Source organism: Alteromonas sp. S015, from assembly GCF_036864485.1.
Lineage (GTDB): Bacteria > Pseudomonadota > Gammaproteobacteria > Enterobacterales > Alteromonadaceae > Alteromonas.
In genome coordinates, this window is the sequence record NZ_JAZETO010000001.1 from 659,086 (window position 1) to 676,161 (window position 17,076).

Sequence of the window (17,076 nt, forward strand, 5' to 3'; positions counted from 1 at the left end):
CCTACGCTTTTTGTATCGCAGAAAAAAAACGCACCACTAAAAAGTGATGCGTTTAATAACTCTCTCAGCTCGACTATGTCTACCTGAAATCAGCTGCATCTAACTCATGCTTTTTCATAAGTTTATGCATGTCTGTACGGTTTCTGCCTGCAAGCTCTGCCGCGCGCGTTACATTACCGTCCGTCATCTTAAGTAGCTTGTGAAGGTATTGTTGCTCAAAGGCATCACGCGCTTCCGTAAGCGTAGGCCAGCTTTGCTTGGTTGCAGAAAGGGCCTGCTCTACTAAGTGAAGCGGAATAACAGGGGTTTGGGTTAGTGCTACGCATTGCTCAACCACATTTACAAGCTGACGCACATTGCCTGGCCACGATGACGTCACGAGCTGTTGCATCGCGTCATCAGAGAATTGACTTACATTTACACCGTGACGCTGTGCACTTTGTTGTAGCAGTGAACGTGCCAGAAGCGGAATATCTTCACTTCTCGATTTCAACGACGGAAGCTTAAGATTTACCACGTTTAAGCGGTAGTACAAATCTTCACGGAAAGTGCCCTCTTCCATTTCCTTGTGCAAATCTTTGTGCGTCGCAGAAATAATACGCACATCGATGTCTACGTGCTTGCTGCTCCCCACCGGACGAATTTGACGTTCTTGTAACGCTCGCAGTAGCTTAACTTGAAGTGTCATCGGCATGTCACCAATTTCATCTAAAAAGAGCGTACCGCCGTCGGCTTCTCTAAATAGACCGGGGTGTGCTGCTACAGCGCCAGTAAACGCGCCTTTAGCATGCCCAAATAGCTCCGACTCAAGTAAGTTTTCTGGCAATGCTCCGCAGTTAATGGCTACAAATGGCTTGTCGCTTCGGTTACTGGCTTTATGAATTGCGTTTGCAAGTAGTTCTTTACCTGTACCGCTCGCGCCACTAATAAGTACAGACACTTCGCGCTGGGCTATGCGGAACGCTTGATCTAGTACATTTAGCATTTCAGGTGAACGGGTAATGATGTCCTTTGCCCAATCTCCCGGCTGTGCAGCTTGAGACTGGCTAAGTGCTTTTTGCAGCAGCCCGCGTAATTCATCGTGATCGACCGGTTTTGGCAAAAAACCAAATACACCACGCTGAGTGGCAGCCACCGCATCAGCAATGGTGCCGTGAGCCGTCATTAGAATTACAGGAATATCTTTTCTAATGCCCATAATTTCTTCAAACAAACTCAGGCCATCTAAACCCGGCATACGCAAGTCACTCAATACAACATCGTAATTGTCGTTTTGAAGTTTTCTCAACGCTGATTGACCGTCTTCCACCGCGGTCACCTGGTAGCCCTCGCCTTCTAAACGAATAGTTAATAAGCGCAATAGGCTTTTATCGTCATCAACCAACAATAAGTGAGGGTTACTACTCGCCTTTTCGGTCACTGTTGCGTACTCCTGTTTTTATCCATCAGTGTTGCTTCTATTTGCAACAATTCTTCTAGTTTTTTGCGCAAGTTTACTGCTTCAATTTCAAGTGCTTTTAATTTCTCACCACGAGAAGTATTTTCTTGTTCCAACACCACCATGGCAGATTCAAGCTGCATAATCTGATTGTTATGCGATGCAGCAATAACATTAACCACTTCTTGGGCGATGGGTGTAAATGCACCGGCAATATCATTTAAAGCAAGCTGAGCACGCAACCTGTCTTGATAAGGCGTATCTGTTGGTAGTGTTAAAATATAGGCATGCAGTATATCGGACGCTGTATCACTTAGTGCTTGTAATGCTTGCTTACGCTCCATCCAGGGTTGATTAGCCGCATCGACCCATTTGTTAAGCCAATAGATTGTATCGCAATTATGTTCCAGACCTCGGGGAGGTTCGTCAAATAAACAAAGGCCACTCTCGATTTTGGCTACAGGGGTCACCTTTTCTGACTCACCTGCGTTGTCGTTGTTTCTGGTTAAACTTTGACATCCTGCCAACACCAGTAAAGCGACAATTAAACCACTTTTTCTCATCTTATTTTTCCTGTTGCCCAATGGTCACTCTAAAGCAAACATCGGCATAGTCTACATCTACTACGCGCACATCACCATGCATTAGTCGAGCACAATCAGCAACAATTGATAACCCTAACCCCGTACCAATTACATTATCATTTCTTGGCTCGGTTCCTCGGATGAAAGGTTCAAATAAAGTATGTACTGACTCTGGTGCGATGCGTTTACCGCGGTTGGCAACATCTAATACTAGATTATGATTTTCGTTATAAACACTTATGTTTATCGGCCTTCCAACTGCACCATGCGCTACCGCGTTGGACACCAAGTTATCGAGTATTCTTCTAAAGAGTTCCTCATCTATACGTACATCGGATGTGGTTATATTTACCTCCACCTCTCTATCTTGAATAGCGAGCGCATAGTCCTCCAAGCAGGCAGAAACTAGCTTACTCACGTCACTCTGCACCATTTTCGGCTGTGCTTGCTGCAACAATAAATTGTAGTCGAGCAACTTTTCCACCAGCGTATTGAGTCTTTGCGTGCTGGCGGTAAGTAGAGAAAGGACTTCTCGCTGACTGCTGTTAAGCTCACCCACTACATTTTCGGACAACAAGCTGCAGCCTTCTTTTATACTGGCAAGTGGCGTTTTAAGCTCATGGGCTGCATGTCGCAACAATGCTGTTCTGATATGCTCCAGTTGCTGCAAACGATCATAGAGCCAGTGCAGATCCTTCTCTACATCAATCAGTTCTTTTGGGGCTTGTTTCGAAAGCGGTGGAAGTTGACCATCGCTGTGGGCCATGATCCTTATAATTTTTTTTAAGTTATTAACGGGGTTCACGATAAGCTGACTCCCCATTAAAATTAGTAATAGCGAGACGCTCACTAGCATAGCCGTAGACCAAGCTTGTTTTGCCTGCATAGCGTTCAAGTCATCTTGCTGAACTTTAACACGTTCGCTGATGGCGGCCTCGACATCGTCGCGAAGCTGATCTACGCTGTCGCCGACTGATGCAAGGTAAGCGTTGAGTAACAGTTGGTCTTCAATCGCACGATATTCGGCCAATTGATTTAATTGTTCTGACAGTCGCATGCAGGAAGATGGAACAGACAGGGCCTGGCATAAATTATCTGCTGCTACCGAAAACTGCTCTATGGCATTGTCCGACAAGGATGCCACCCTGTCAGTTCTTAGTACTGCGAATTGCCGAATACTGCGCTCTACGTCTACAACGGCGTTGTCGAGCCGTTGCATATCACCCACGATGTCGACCACAAACCTTGTCTCGAGCGTAGTCATTTGGCCGACTTTGGCTAAATCGCTTTGACTTTGCCAAAGCAACGCAATAAGAGGGATAAGAGCCAGTACAAAACTACCTAACGTTAACTGCCTTAGTGAACCAAGTTGAACCAAGCGTTCACCAAACGAAACCTTGTTTATCAGAACCTTACCCTCTTAAATGTATTATTTTATCTACTCACTTGCTGTGAGCTTTTTATTGCCTGGCGTTAACTTACTTTTTGCCAATTCGGCTTCGGAAAGTTTGCCATCTTCGTTGTCGTCAATCAGTCCAAAATTACGCAGGAGATCTGTATGTCGCACTGCTTCCTTAAGTGAAATCAAACCATCCTTGTCGATGTCTAATTCCTGCAACAGCGAGCGCGCTGAACTTGCATAGGCGTCCGCAACCGAAATTGCTTGTACTGCAGCAATAGCACAAAGTGCTAAGAAAACTTTTTCGAGACGTTTCATCATGAATCCTCCGCTATACGCTTTTAAAATCCTTCTCAATCCGCTTTATTAACAGCCCTGTGATATCGGGTTATGCCGCTATTAAAGCTCATGGTAACTACAACTAGTCTTCAATTAACCACTATCATAATTGCATTCAAGCTAGTTATGCGATTTTCAGACCAAAAAGGAAAAAGCCATAAAAAACATAGCGGTAATAAACTTCACTTATCATGAAGTACTCAGTATATGGGTGAAATGTTGCAAAAAAGAAACACCACTTTGAAACACTGCGCACCAAGGTGGTTTAACTGAAGCCGTACTATACAATGAAATCACTAACGCTGTAGCGAGAAGGAGAAAGAATGAGCTCCGATAAAGGGATGGGCTTGCTAAACATAAACCCTTGCACGTTGTCACAACCGTGCGCTTTAAGGTAACTCCACTGTTCGAGGTTTTCTATCCCTTCAGCACATACAGAGAGTGACAATCGTTTCGCTAAATCAATGATTGCCCCAGTAACAAGACGACTTCGCTCTGAGGTTTGAATTTCCGTAACAAATTGTCGATCGATTTTTAGGGTATCGATATTGATTTGCGTTAGATAACTCAACGAGGAGTAGCCCGTTCCAAAATCGTCGAGTGCTATGGCGCACCCCATATTTCCGATACGTCTAAAGAACTTATTGGAAAGGCTAAAATTTTCGAGGTAAGCACTTTCAGTTACTTCAAATTCAATGTTTTCGGGGTTGATATCGTACAGCTTAAATGTACTGTAAATGTAATCAAATAACTGAGAGCTGCGCAGATCGTGTCCAGATAAATTGATAGAGGCCCTAAACGGAGACGAGCCCCATTGTTTTAAATCTGGCATATCGATACAAACACGCTTTATTACCCAACGTGTAATTGCAGAAATTTTACCGCCTTGTTCAGCGATAGGGATGAACTCGTTCGGCATGACCAAACCAAACTCGGGATGTTGCCAGCGAATAAGTGCTTCTACCCCAATTACAGAACCTTCGTTGTTAACTTTAACCTGGTAATAAACAACAAACTCATCGTTATTTAGGCCTTGCTCAATGCCATTAGCTAAGTGAAGTTTACGCTTGTGCGATTCAACCATATCAGGTGTAAACAGTGTATAGCTGCCCCTACCTCGCGCTTTCGAACGATACATAGCAAGGTCTGCGTTGCTCATTAACTCGCTTAGGTCGTAACCCGCATTGGATGCAGTAGCAATTCCTACGCTCAATCCCACCGTCAGCGATAAACCGCGAAGTTCAAAAGGCTCATCAAATGCAGTAATAAGTCGCATTGCTAAGCTTTGCGCTTGATCAGTTGACACATCTCTATCGGGCAAGACTAGGAATTCATCTCCTCCCAACCGTGCGAATAAATCTCCGTCGCGCAACAAACATTGAACGCGGTCGGCAACCTCTATAAGAATGAGGTCTCCGGTTTCATGCCCTAAAGAATCATTTATGCCTTTAAATCCATCTAAATCAAAAAACAGCAGCAACAGATCTTCATCATTTCGTTTGGCTCTGGCTAACTCAAGCCTTAAATTATCAAGAACAAACTGCCGATTAGGTAGACCGGTTAAACTGTCGAAGTTTGCCAAACGAGACATGGTCTCTTGTTGATCCACCAATGTCTGTTTTTGCTCAAAGTTGATAAGTAGCTCAACCTCAATGGTATCTAATAAGTTATCAATGTTATTCGATAACTGCCCAATTTCATTAGATGCATTAAGCGAACTGCGCAGTGCATAGTCTTTTGACTCAAACACCTCTTGGGTAAACTGCTTTAGCGATCCGATGGGAGAAATCAAACGATACAGAATGAATACACAAGTACCAGTGCACAACGCCCACATTGCAATAACTATTGGCACTTGCCTGATAAGCTGGCGGGCTGAACTCACCGACACGGTATCTTTGATATCTACATAAAGAACAACATGCCCTAATGGATAGAGGCTACTGCCTAGTGTTTGATGAGCGGTAATTACATTTTCATACTGCGTAACACCAAACGGAATTTCTGCTGGCTCCGAAGGCACCGTTTTATCTAGAAGCCTGTGTATGGGTTCAGGTTGAATAGTCGAAATGACCTGGTAATCTTTGTCGTACAGTGTGGCGGAAAGTAGATTATCGTGTCGTTTTATCGTTTGAAAAAGAGACGATAGCAGTGCGTTATCTCCGGGACTGCGCTCCATTACAATTGATAGCTGTAGCGACAGCGCATTACTAAACGTAGCGGTATTATATTTTACTCTATCCACTAAAAGAGCGTGATGTTCTAATTTAGTAACAATGACCACAGAAAGCGCTAGCACCGACATCGACAGTGCAATGACAAGCCCAATTGGAATTTTCAACGTTCTAAACACTCAACTACCCTTACGTCAGTGCTGCAAGCTGTTGTAAGCAAGTGATACTACAGGCTATGAAACAGCTCCGTCACCGCTAAGCTTTTATAATTGTTTGGTCACAATAGTAAGGTACAGGTCGTTAAATTTGAATCCATTTTTGTAGCTAACACAAAAAAGGTCGGCGAAGTGCTTACAAACGCTGCCTTCTTTCAGCTACTTCAAGTTTAGTTTTGATGAATTGGCTGTGGGGAACGTACAACAAATCAGCTATTTGACGAATTGTACTCTCTTCAAGAGGCGCTAGAGATTCATCCGCGTACGCAATGGCCCAGAGGCTCTTAATCACATCTGTTTTCTCATCAGCGCTGCAGTGTTTATTTAGTACTTGAGTAAAACGCACCAAGTCAATTGAATCGTCAGCCGTCTCTTGCCCTCGTTCAAGCAGCAACGACATGGCTTCCTCATCTATGTTGACATGCTTTCTAAGCTGCTTCTCGTATTCACATCTCTCGCTATACGTTACCTCGTTATCAGCGTTAACAATTTCACTAAGTAGCGCTGCGGTAGCCAGTTCAACTGTATACGTTGGCTCTGAGTGCTTATGTGTATCTTTGAAAAGTTTAAGAAATGATTTCAACATGGGGCCCTACTACTAGTGTCGCCGCAGAAATACCTACGGCTAATGAAAATTGAGTATCGATAAAACGTTTACTTGGTAAAAGCTAAAATCGATTAATTGCTTAATTTACTGGACAGAGTTACAGCGATAACTGAATAAGTAACGAAGTATTACTGGACACAGCTACCAGTGCTATGACGTCAAGAAACAATCTCAGCACAACGTGACATATCAGCATCCTACTCATAGAAATACTGTTTAACGGCATCTAAGTTTTGGTATCAAGCAAGCAAACCACTTTACTCCCGCCATTTTCAAACCACACACGTTCACATAGGGCATGAAGCAGAGGAAGCCCACGTCCAAAGTTTTCATCGTGAATAGAATGATGTCGGCCTAACGTACTCGCTTTACTCCACTCAAAGCCTTCACCACTATCTTCAACGGTTATCAATACCTTGGCTTTAAGGGGTAACGATTCTATCCGAATATTAATTTGACCGTAACTCAGCGCCTTCAATGAAGCCTCTCGGCTTTCGTAATATTGATGAAATCCAGAGCTATCCACTTTGATTTTTGAATCGAGTTTTAAAACTCCATGCTCTAAGGCATTGTTGAACAGTTCCGACAACACGGTATAGATTATCGAACGCACAGCTTGAATGCCTTCACATTGCCCAGCTAATTGCAGTACGCGCTGCAGAATGTCTGGCTGTTTCAAATGTTCAACATCAAGAGCAATTTCGTGCACCGACGGCAATCCAATATCCGGCGTTTGAGACATAGAAATTTTAATGGGTTGAGAAGTAAAAACGACTAAGGTTACATCGTCGTGAAATGAAGATGCGGCGCAGTGCTTTTTCGCACTCAGAAACAGCGCGTTTGATTCTATCTTTCCATGCGTCCGTATTTGTTTTTTTACAATATCTACCAAACCTTCCTCTAACAGCATTTCTCCCTTTTGATTTGTACTCTCAATTAGCCCGTCACTGCAAATAACTAGCTGTTCATTAAATCCCAATTGAATAGTATCGCAATCAGTATTAAGTTCGTGTTCATCAAGGATACCTAATGCCATGTGACGTGAGGGAATGCTGCGAAGTCCTGAATCAGTTTTTGCTGAAACAATCACAGCGGGCATTCCACCTTGCCACAAGTTGACTCTACTGCCCCCCGCATTAATCTCACCCACCACTGCGGCCATAAACATATCGCTCGGTAGGAATTTTATTAAAACTCGATTTAGTTCTGTAATAATCTCAGAAATAGATACCCCTTGCTGACTTAATTCCTGAAAGGCACGGGTAACAGGAAGGGCCCCAATTGCCGACGCTAAACCATGACCGGTAAAATCTCCCACCACGAAGTAGATCCCTCCTCTGGGGCTCGATTCGCACAGAAAAAGATCACCGTTGAAGGTTTCAGCTGGCTTTAGAAAGCAGTCGAAATGCGCCACCACCTCAGGTCGATTCACAATAGCATGACTAAATATATGCTCTACAATGGCGTGCTCTCTCGCCACTCGTTGATTAAACAAACGAAGCGCTTTATTTTGCTGTTCTATCCGTTCACTTAAGGCACGTATTTTTAAATGAGCCCGAATTTTGGCAATAAGGATGTGGCGGTCGAAGGGCTTAATGACGAAATCATTACCGCCAACTTCGAGACACCTTACTAAGCTTTCTTTGTCTTCTAATGCGGTAATAAAGAGAATAGGAAGATAAGACCCCTTCGCTAGCTTTCGTATTATAGGCGCAACGTCAAATCCACTGAGCCCTGGCATAACAACATCCAATAAAACTAAGTCGGGCTTTTCATTTTTAAATTTTTTGACAGCTTCAACGCCATCCATCGCTTCAACACACTGTTCATAACCGGCGTTATAAAGCATGTTAGCTAGCAATGTACGGTTGATTGCCTCGTCGTCAACAATGAGGATTTTCACGTATGTATCTTCGAAAGACTATTAATTAAAGATTTTACTCACTTAATTTCAAACTTTTTATCGAATCGAGATATTTTTAAGATTTTAGCAACCTGAGGACGAGCATTTTCTATGCTGTAAGTTAACTCCCTTTTGGCGAGTGTTTTTTGCATGTTTAACAACATACCCAAGGCAGAGCTATCCATGTACTCAGTGCGCGACAAATCTACGGTAATGTGAGAGACATCGGCACCCAGCTCGCTGTAAACGCTTCTGAACTCTTCTACCTTACTAAAGTCAAATTTAGGCCCTACATCTACCACTAAAACTTTCCCTTGATTTTGATAGCTTGACGTTATTTCCATATTCGTTCCTTAAAAATGTAAGCATAAATGCTTCATCACATGCTTTTAACTTTGCTATTCTTATACTAGTTGAACTTTTACACATCGCCATGGAAGTCATCTTAAACTTTCGTATGGTTATGCTTTCTTTATCGACATTTAGATGGAAAGACGCAACTTATTGAGGTATGTATGCAAGACTGGCAAGAGGCTCTTTTGGTCTATAGCACCGAGAGCGGTAAAATAAAGCCTGAAGCAAAAGAACAAACGCGCTCGGTATCCACTGACGGCATTGTTCGTATTCACAGAGAAACCAAAGGTCGCAAAGGAAAAGGGGTATCGCTAATAAAAGGGTTAGACCTTGCCTCTGATGAGCTGAAAAAACTAGGCTCTGAGTTAAAGAAAAAATGTGGTTGCGGCGGCGCAGTGAAAGAAGGGGTTATTGAGGTACAAACTGATGACAGAGAAAAGCTCTGCGCACTACTTACCGATAAAGGATACAAAGTAAAACTTGCTGGGGGCTAATTTTACGCTAGTCGACTAGCACGCTCTCACTTTTTCATAAACATATAACAAAAAAGAGTCTGAAATGGAAAAGCTGTCAATTTCTGATCTACACATTATTTTAGTTGAGCCTTCCGACACGCAAAGGAAGATCATCACCACGTTGCTGTTAAAAGAAAGCGTAAAGGAAATTGACGCTGTCAGTACCCTTTCTGAAGCTCGTTCAGCGGTAAAAGCGCACGGTGCTGACCTTATTGTAAGCGCAATGTATTACGAAGATGGGACCGCATTAGAGCTGCTTAAATTCATTAAAGAAGACGATGCATATAAAACCATCCCTTTCATGTTGGTTTCAAGTGAAAATCGTTTGAGCAAATTAGAAGAGTTTAAACAAGCGGGTGTAGCGGCAATTCTTCCCAAACCATTTGAGCCCCTTCATTTGTCTCGTGCGCTAAATGCAAGCTTAGATTTAATCAATCACGATGAGCTGGAATTAGAGCTCTTTGACGTACACGACGTTCGCGTGCTGCTCGTAGACGACAGTAAGTTAGCACGCAATCATATTCGACGCGTTTTGGAAGGCATGGGTCTCCAGCGCATAAAAGAAGCTGAAAACGGTGCAATGGCGCTGACCTTTATAAAAGACGAACCTTTTGACTTGGTGGTTACCGATTACAACATGCCTGAGATGGACGGACGGGAACTATCGGAATTTATCCGTTTCAACCCGGAAACAACACACATACCCATTATCATGGTGACGTCAGAGTCTGCAGATAGTGCACACATGGCTAACATTCAGCAAACAGGCGTGAACGCGCTGTGCGATAAGCCTTTTGAGCCCAATGAAGTAAGACAAATGCTTTCAGCATTACTAGGCAACTAAGCGGTAATAACGAGCACTATTTACCTGTGAATAGTGCTCTTCCCGCGACAAAATAAGTAATGCTAGACGGTTCTTGTGTTAAGTAATTAAGAACTGTTTCCCATACCATACTTGCCGTTTTTTCTTTCTACGCCTACCAATGTGCTTTTGTTGATAATTTGTCTTTCACCACTTCGAACATGCGCATTTCAATCACTTTTTCAAGTCCATAATAATAAAAACGACTATCCAATTCGTAAAAATTGATTGACACACATAGGCGTTCAACTTACATTCAATTTTATGAAACAGAATACAAAGCACGTAGCACTTTTCTTTTTTGCGTTTATATCCTTTAACTAGGGAGGCGCGGCTACATGCATGAAAACCTCCCAACTGGGAGGTTTTTTTTTAGCAGAATTTTTCTATACAATATGCACGGGAATGATATGTCAAACAACGCACTAGATACTGTTAGAGAGCGCATTACCGCTTTGGACAGTGAATTACTCACTCTACTTTCTGAACGCAGAAAGTTAACCAATGAAGTCGCGGAAACTAAAATAAAGCATCACATTCCTGTGAGAGATCAAAAACGTGAAGAGCAGCTTTTAGTGCGCCTGATAAAAGAAGGCCAAAATATTGGCTTAGATCCTCATTACGTAACACAAATTTTCCACGTCATTATTGAAGACTCAGTTCTAAACCAGCAAGCTATGCTTGCAGAACGCGCGAATCCTGGTAGTACGTTGCCATTAAACCGAGTGGCATTCTTAGGCGACAAAGGCTCTTATTCTTATCTTGCAACCCAAAAGTACTTCTCTCGCCGCCCAGGAGAGTTGCTAGAGATTGGCTGTCAGAGCTTTGCTGAAATTATACACAAGGTTGAAAATACCGAAGCCGATTACGCGGTGTTGCCAATTGAGAATACGACGTCTGGAAGTATCAATGAAGTGTATGACCAGCTTCAACACACCCAGCTAAGCATTATCGGCGAACTCACCCACCCTATCCGTCACACTCTGTTAGTGGGCACCAATACCAGTATAGATAAAATCAAAACCCTTTACGCACATCCTCAAGTGTTTACTCAATGCAGCCATTTCTTAGCAGAACTAGGTAATGTAGAAGTTAAAACCATGGATAGTACCTCGTCTGCCATGTTGACGGTTAGTGAACTAAAACGCGATGACGTAGCAGCGATAGGAAGCGAAGCGGGTGGCAACTTATACGGCCTTATGGCAATAAAAAGTAACTTGGCAAACCAAAAAGAAAACCATAGCCGCTTTATCGTCGTTGCGCGTAACCCCGTAGTCGTTCCTCTTCAAGTACCAGCTAAAACAACCCTTGTCATGTCAACTATTCAAAAGCCAGGTGCACTTGTAGAAGCCTTACTAGTGCTTCGAGAAAACAGCATCAATATGACAAAACTTGAATCGCGCCCTATTCCAGGTAATCCATGGGAAGAGATGTTTTACATTGATGTAGAAGGAAATGTGGAAGACGGCCCAGTGCAAAATGCCCTTGATGCTTTACGTAGCATCACGCGCTATATAAAAGTGCTGGGGTGCTATCCGAGTGAAGAAATTAGCCCGACCAAAGTGGCAGCTGCAAGCGCGTTGGCAAATTAAAACAGCTACATCCCCGCGCTGATTATTACAACAGGCTGTCTCTTTTTACCATGAGACAGTCTATCTTTGCTCGCTCCCTGTCTGATTTACGACTTCATACCCCCATAAAAAAATCAAGCAATTGAGTTATTAACCTTCTGTTTTATGATTTAGCACAAAGCCATAGCATTTAAGTTTGTATTACATTACATTCTAAAATAGTTTACTAAGCAGTAGGTTAAGAGTGTTATGCGAGCATTTTGGCAAATGTATGATGTCGTTGAACGAACGTTTTTTTATACTCTCACACGAAAGATCGTGGGAAACATCACTTTCTTATTTCTGTTTCAAGTCGCCAACTTTTATCTATTTTATCAGGTTGCGTCAGCGCCAACCGATGAGCGCTCTTCACTTTTTTCAGCCATGATAACCCTATCAATTCTTGGGGCGTTCAGCTTTGCTTTTACCATTTTTTACCTTCACTACCTCATTGTAAGACCAGTGCATGCACTCCTTAACACACTGAACGATATCAACCATACGCAGGGAAACTTAGCCACCCGTCTACCCGCTTTCACTCAAGATGAATTTCGAGACGTTTCTAACGCTTATAACTTGTTTGCTGAGAACTTGGGGCAACTCATCCACACTATAAATAAAGATGCAGAGCGAGCTTCAACGGCTAACGATGTAATGGCCTCCGTTATTGTAGACGTCAATCAAAAAGTTGATGAACAAAAAACGCTCACTCATAACATCAATACATCTACACACTCCGTGAGTCACCGCATTGAGGATATTGTTGACGCAGCCCATAGCGTCAGCACGACAAACCAGCAAAATTTATCGAGTGCAAAAGAGGCTAATGACAATCTACTGCTGTCTCATCAACAAATTGAAAAAATCACTGCGTTGTTGCAACAGTTCTCAGCAACTGTAACCGGGCTTCAAGACAACGCAGATAACGTGCGCAATATTCTAAAGATGGTGGAAGAGTTTGCAGACCAAACGAATTTATTGGCACTCAATGCTGCGATTGAAGCTGCACGCGCAGGTGACGCAGGAAGAGGCTTTGCTGTTGTTGCAGACGAAGTAAGAACACTATCGGCAAAAGTCGCAGATGCTACGCAAAATATCAGCCACTTTTTAAGTGATATGGAAGTGCTTGTTGGTGAAACGCAGCAAGAATCAACGAAGCTAATGAACGCATCAGACACAATGAAAGTAAATATAGATGCAACAACGAGCTTATTTAAGCAAATGATGAATGACTTCCAACATAATATTGAGGCGTTCACCGTTATTTTATCTTCAGTGAATGCATTGAAAGAACAGCACCAACAAACTACAGATAAAGTGGAACAAATCACGTGTCTAAGCGATGATATTCAATCTCAGATGGCCATAACAAATAAAGAAGCTAAACAAGCTCAGTCGCTTGCGCTAGCAACTCAAGAAGGCTTGAGGCAATTTACTAACTAAATGTGGCACAAAGTGCCACACACAATAGCCACCATCAGAAAAGGTATGAGTAATTGGCAAACGAAAAGAGTGAGTCACGTTGATTACCTTAATATAGCTATCGCTTAAGATAGTCGGGAAAAACTACTTGTCTCTTAGAAGTTGCCCGTCATCAGCCTTTAACAACATCTGCTTACTGTCTACTAGGCACTTTTTCGCATAGTCTCCAAACCATGCACCAACCTTCATAAACTGCTCTACAAATCCTTGTTTATCGCCACGTTCAAGTAATGACAAGGCAATGCCGAACCGTTCGTAAAAGCGCCGCAGAAGCGCAAAGTTATCGGGGTTGTTGAAGATAATGTCGGCGTAAAGCTGTGGTGACTGAGCAAACAGCCTTCCTACCATTGCGAGTTCTAAACGGTAAATAGGCGAGCTAAACATGGTGAGTGATTCAAGGTTTGGGTCCTCTCCTTTTAAGTGCTGCCCATACACAAACGTGTTAAAGTGGCGCATAACCTGAATGTAAGCCATGGCCTGATCGTGTTCTTGCGCGCTGGAGTCGTGAATGGTGGCCCCCCAAATTCGCATTTGTTCAATGAGCCAGCTGTACTTATCGCTATCACGCCCATCGCACACCACCACAACTTGCTTAATCATACCTGGCGCATCAGGACCAAACATGGGGTGCAATCCAACAACTGGGCCGCTGTGTACAGCAAGCATTGCCTCAAGCGGCTTAGCTTTGATACTAGTTATATCTGCAAGCACGCAATCCTCTGGTAGCATAGTAAGCTTGCTAATCACGGCTTCGGTTAGATTAATAGGCACTGCAACAACAACCAGCGAAGCACAGCTTAATAACGACGTTGCTCTACCGTTCTCCCAATCGTCTTTTTCCACAATTGAAACGTTATAACTGCTTCGTTCGAACAAGCTGACAAACACGCGGCCAAGAGCCCCAGCGCCACCAATAACAACAATGTTATCGACATCAGGCTTCACACAGCGGTATGTGTTATTTTGAGTATGATAAGACTCGCGCATTACACGGCGTAATAAGTCTTCAGTAAGTTCAGGAGACACCCCAAGCGCTTCGGCCTGAGCGCGGCGAGAGGTGATCAACGCCTTTTCACGCTCGGGCACGTAAACCGGCATGCCAGCTTCGGCCTTAATTTGCCCGACTTGGGTAGTAATTTGATTGCGTTTTGCGAGTAATTCGACAAGCTGAGTATCCAGCTCGTCGATACCTTCACGCAGCTTCTCTAACTTTTTTAAGTGCTGCGATAAATCGGCCATTCTGTCTTGTCCTTGAATCAAATGGCACGGGGCATGTGGCCAACATTTACTTGGCCACACTAGACTTTACTTGGATTTATGCCACCGTGCGCTTATTTTGGCGTAAGGGTAACACAGTTATTAACTTATCTCTGGTCTGAGATATTAAGTTTTCTGTTGTTTCCCAATCGATACATCCATCTGTAATTGAGACACCGTACTCAAGCTCTTCAGGCTTCTTACCTTCAGCCTTTTGATTACCGGGTTTTAAGTGGCTCTCCAGCATAACACCGATGATAGACTGATTGCCCTCTAGAATCTGATTTACCACGTTTTGTGCAACTAGTGGTTGACGACGATAATCTTTTGAAGAATTTGCATGGCTGCAATCAACCACTAAGCCGGCTGTCAATCCCGCACCTTGCAATTCAACCTCACATTCTGACACGCATACTGAGTCGTAGTTCGGCTGCTTTCCGCCGCGCAGAATAATGTGGCCGTCAGGGTTACCGCTGGTGCCGATGATACTTACCTGACCTTGCTTGTTAATGCCCATAAAACGGTGGCCCGATGCGGCAGATTTAAGCGCATTAATGGCAATATCCAAGCTTCCATCGGTACCATTTTTAAAACCTACAGGCATAGACAGACCACTGGCCATTTCACGGTGAGTTTGCGATTCAGAGGTACGTGCACCGATAGCCGCCCAGCTGAATAGCTCAGCAAGGTATTGCGGGCTAATTGGGTCCAGCGCTTCTGTAGCGACAGGCAGCTCCAGTTCAGCAAGCCAAATTAACAGCTCTCTTGCTTTACGAAGGCCTGTTTCAATGTCAAACGTTCCGTCGATATGCGGGTCGTTAATTAAACCTTTCCAACCTGTCGTAGTACGCGGCTTTTCGAAGTACACACGCATGACGATAAATAGCGTGTCTTTGCATGACTCGTGAAGCTCTTTAAGCTTAAGTGCGTACTCTTTCGCAGCTTCAACATCGTGTATAGAGCAAGGTCCACACACTACAAGTAATCTGTGGTCTCGGCGATGAATGATATCTGAAACAATCTTTCTAGACTCAGAGATAGCCGCTAGCGCTTTATCTGACACAGGCAATTCAGCACTAAGCGCTTCTGGGGTGATAAGTACATCTTCGGTACTTACGTGAATATTATTTACGGTGTCCTTGATCATGGGAGCTCTCTTACTCTCTTAACTACAAATAAAAAACGGAAAATTAAACGCCAAAAGAGTGTGCAATCTGCATGTAAACTTTATTGTACAACCAGCTTTATCTATATTTCTTTAACGTCATTGACTTTTTAACAACTCCCGCATAAACGCGCAAGTAATAACGCATAATACTTTAATCTAGGGTAGATTCGAAGCGAATGAGCATGACTGAATGGCAACAGCTCGCAGCAAAAGAACAATTTTTAACCAGCTGTGATGCTTATACGTCAAAGCCTATAGCGCACACGCTCTCGTATATAATATTCGCTCGTATGAATTTCCTAGGTCAGCTAAAAAAGAAAGATAATTAATCAACATAAATAAGCTAAATTTCTCTCTCGGTATCAGGGTTTTGTATCATTGTAGCAACCAAACAAAAAAACGAGAAAACAATGCAATATCTATCCGTCACCTACACTGGCGATGTTGCCGTTTTAACCATGCAAAATGGTGAAAACCGCCACAACCCTCTTTTCGCTACCGAGATGCTATTGGCCTTGAATACCATCAAAAGTGATGAAAACTGCAAAGCGCTGGTTATCACATCGAACGATGAGAAGTGCTTTAGTTTAGGCATAGATACAGACTGGCTTATGCCGGCAATGAAAACGGGCCGTACTGAAGAAATAAAGCAGTTCATGCATGACATGGATGAGGTGTTTAAAACACTGCTTCTTTACCCTCTTCCAGTAATTGCTGCTATTAATGGTCACGCGTTTGGCAACGGCGCAATTTTGGCATGTGCTTGTGACTTCAGATTTATGCGCGCAGACAAAGGTTTCTTCTGTTTTCCTGAAGTCGACCTTTCAATCCCCTTTCTACCAGGCATGATTGAATTTGTTAAAAAAGCGATACCGTATTATAGATTTAATGAAATGAAGCTCTCGGGAAGGCGAGTGTCTGGTAAAGAGCTAGAGCAAGATCATGTCGTGGAAAAGGCGTACGACACACTAGAGACATTGCTAGAAGGTTCGCTGAATTACGCGAAAACCTTTGATAAGAAGCGAGGCATTTTTGGCGAGCACAAAAAACGTTTACACAAACATATTATCGACACTATCGATAAAGAAAATAAGCCTTTAATAGAAGCACTTTCACTTATGGCATAGCTGTTTAACTTAATTGGTTGAAGCACCTGTTCGGTGCTTCTC

The 17,076-nt window shown here is 43.2% G+C and carries 15 protein-coding genes; 5 read left to right on the forward strand and 10 right to left on the reverse strand.

Annotation, left to right across the window (positions count from 1 at the left end; genetic code table 11):
- Positions 1 to 79: 79 nt before the first annotated feature.
- From V7R42_RS02885 to V7R42_RS02920, 8 genes are all read right to left on the reverse strand, one after another.
- Entirely contained in the window at positions 80 to 1,420 is a 1,341-nt protein-coding gene (locus tag V7R42_RS02885) for a sigma 54-interacting transcriptional regulator (protein WP_334018720.1), read from the reverse strand.
- Positions 1,417 to 2,001 carry a hypothetical protein gene (locus V7R42_RS02890; protein ID WP_334018721.1) on the reverse strand — a complete coding sequence of 195 codons (585 nt, stop codon included), beginning with the start codon at positions 1,999 to 2,001 and terminating at the stop codon, positions 1,417 to 1,419. Before V7R42_RS02890 ends, V7R42_RS02885 begins: the two co-directional genes overlap by 4 nt.
- A 1-nt stretch (position 2,002) precedes the next feature.
- The gene (locus V7R42_RS02895; protein ID WP_334018722.1) at positions 2,003 to 3,400 is read right to left on the reverse strand and encodes a sensor histidine kinase; all 1,398 of its coding nucleotides are present in this window, start codon (positions 3,398 to 3,400) and stop codon (positions 2,003 to 2,005) included.
- Between the two features lie 60 nt (positions 3,401 to 3,460).
- On the reverse strand, positions 3,461 to 3,742 hold the full coding sequence (locus tag V7R42_RS02900) for a calcium-binding protein (protein ID WP_334018723.1): 282 nt from the start codon (positions 3,740 to 3,742) through the stop codon (positions 3,461 to 3,463).
- A gap of 298 nt (positions 3,743 to 4,040) precedes the next feature.
- Positions 4,041 to 6,113 carry a putative bifunctional diguanylate cyclase/phosphodiesterase gene (locus V7R42_RS02905; protein WP_334018724.1) on the reverse strand — a complete coding sequence of 691 codons (2,073 nt, stop codon included), beginning with the start codon at positions 6,111 to 6,113 and terminating at the stop codon, positions 4,041 to 4,043.
- Between the two features lie 172 nt (positions 6,114 to 6,285).
- Positions 6,286 to 6,735, reverse strand: a complete 450-nt coding sequence (locus tag V7R42_RS02910; RefSeq protein WP_334018725.1) for a tellurite resistance TerB family protein — start codon at positions 6,733 to 6,735, stop codon at positions 6,286 to 6,288.
- 247 nt (positions 6,736 to 6,982) lie between these two features.
- Positions 6,983 to 8,659: a fused response regulator/phosphatase gene (locus V7R42_RS02915; RefSeq protein WP_334018726.1), complete on the reverse strand. Its 1,677-nt coding sequence runs from the start codon at positions 8,657 to 8,659 to the stop codon at positions 6,983 to 6,985.
- A gap of 38 nt (positions 8,660 to 8,697) precedes the next feature.
- On the reverse strand, positions 8,698 to 9,003 hold the full coding sequence (locus tag V7R42_RS02920) for an STAS domain-containing protein (protein ID WP_334018727.1): 306 nt from the start codon (positions 9,001 to 9,003) through the stop codon (positions 8,698 to 8,700).
- Between the two features lie 171 nt (positions 9,004 to 9,174).
- On the opposite strand from V7R42_RS02920, the gene yciH reads away from it, so the two are divergent.
- The 4 genes from yciH (at position 9,175) to V7R42_RS02940 (ending at position 13,443) form a co-directional block, all read left to right on the forward strand.
- On the forward strand, positions 9,175 to 9,507 hold the full coding sequence (gene yciH, locus V7R42_RS02925; protein WP_334018728.1) for a stress response translation initiation inhibitor YciH: 333 nt from the start codon (positions 9,175 to 9,177) through the stop codon (positions 9,505 to 9,507).
- A 64-nt stretch (positions 9,508 to 9,571) separates the two neighbouring features.
- Positions 9,572 to 10,372, forward strand: a complete 801-nt coding sequence (locus tag V7R42_RS02930; RefSeq protein WP_334018729.1) for a response regulator — start codon at positions 9,572 to 9,574, stop codon at positions 10,370 to 10,372.
- A gap of 413 nt (positions 10,373 to 10,785) precedes the next feature.
- Positions 10,786 to 11,982, forward strand: coding sequence for a prephenate dehydratase (gene pheA, locus V7R42_RS02935; RefSeq protein ID WP_334018730.1), 1,197 nt, complete (start codon positions 10,786 to 10,788; stop codon positions 11,980 to 11,982).
- A gap of 297 nt (positions 11,983 to 12,279) precedes the next feature.
- A complete protein-coding gene (locus tag V7R42_RS02940; protein ID WP_334018731.1) occupies positions 12,280 to 13,443 on the forward strand; it encodes a methyl-accepting chemotaxis protein in 1,164 nt (387 codons plus the stop codon).
- A gap of 123 nt (positions 13,444 to 13,566) precedes the next feature.
- On the opposite strand, the gene tyrA is transcribed toward V7R42_RS02940, so the two are convergent.
- Complete coding sequence (gene tyrA / locus V7R42_RS02945) at positions 13,567 to 14,721, reverse strand: bifunctional chorismate mutase/prephenate dehydrogenase (RefSeq protein ID WP_334018732.1); 1,155 nt, start codon at positions 14,719 to 14,721, stop codon at positions 13,567 to 13,569.
- Positions 14,722 to 14,797: 76 nt separating this feature from the next.
- Positions 14,798 to 15,886 carry a 3-deoxy-7-phosphoheptulonate synthase gene (locus V7R42_RS02950; protein ID WP_334018733.1) on the reverse strand — a complete coding sequence of 363 codons (1,089 nt, stop codon included), beginning with the start codon at positions 15,884 to 15,886 and terminating at the stop codon, positions 14,798 to 14,800.
- A 431-nt stretch (positions 15,887 to 16,317) separates the two neighbouring features.
- Between V7R42_RS02950 and V7R42_RS02955 the strand changes: the two genes are divergently transcribed.
- Positions 16,318 to 17,034, forward strand: a complete 717-nt coding sequence (locus V7R42_RS02955) for an enoyl-CoA hydratase/isomerase family protein (RefSeq protein WP_334018734.1) — start codon at positions 16,318 to 16,320, stop codon at positions 17,032 to 17,034.
- The last annotated feature ends 42 nt before the right edge of the window (positions 17,035 to 17,076 follow it).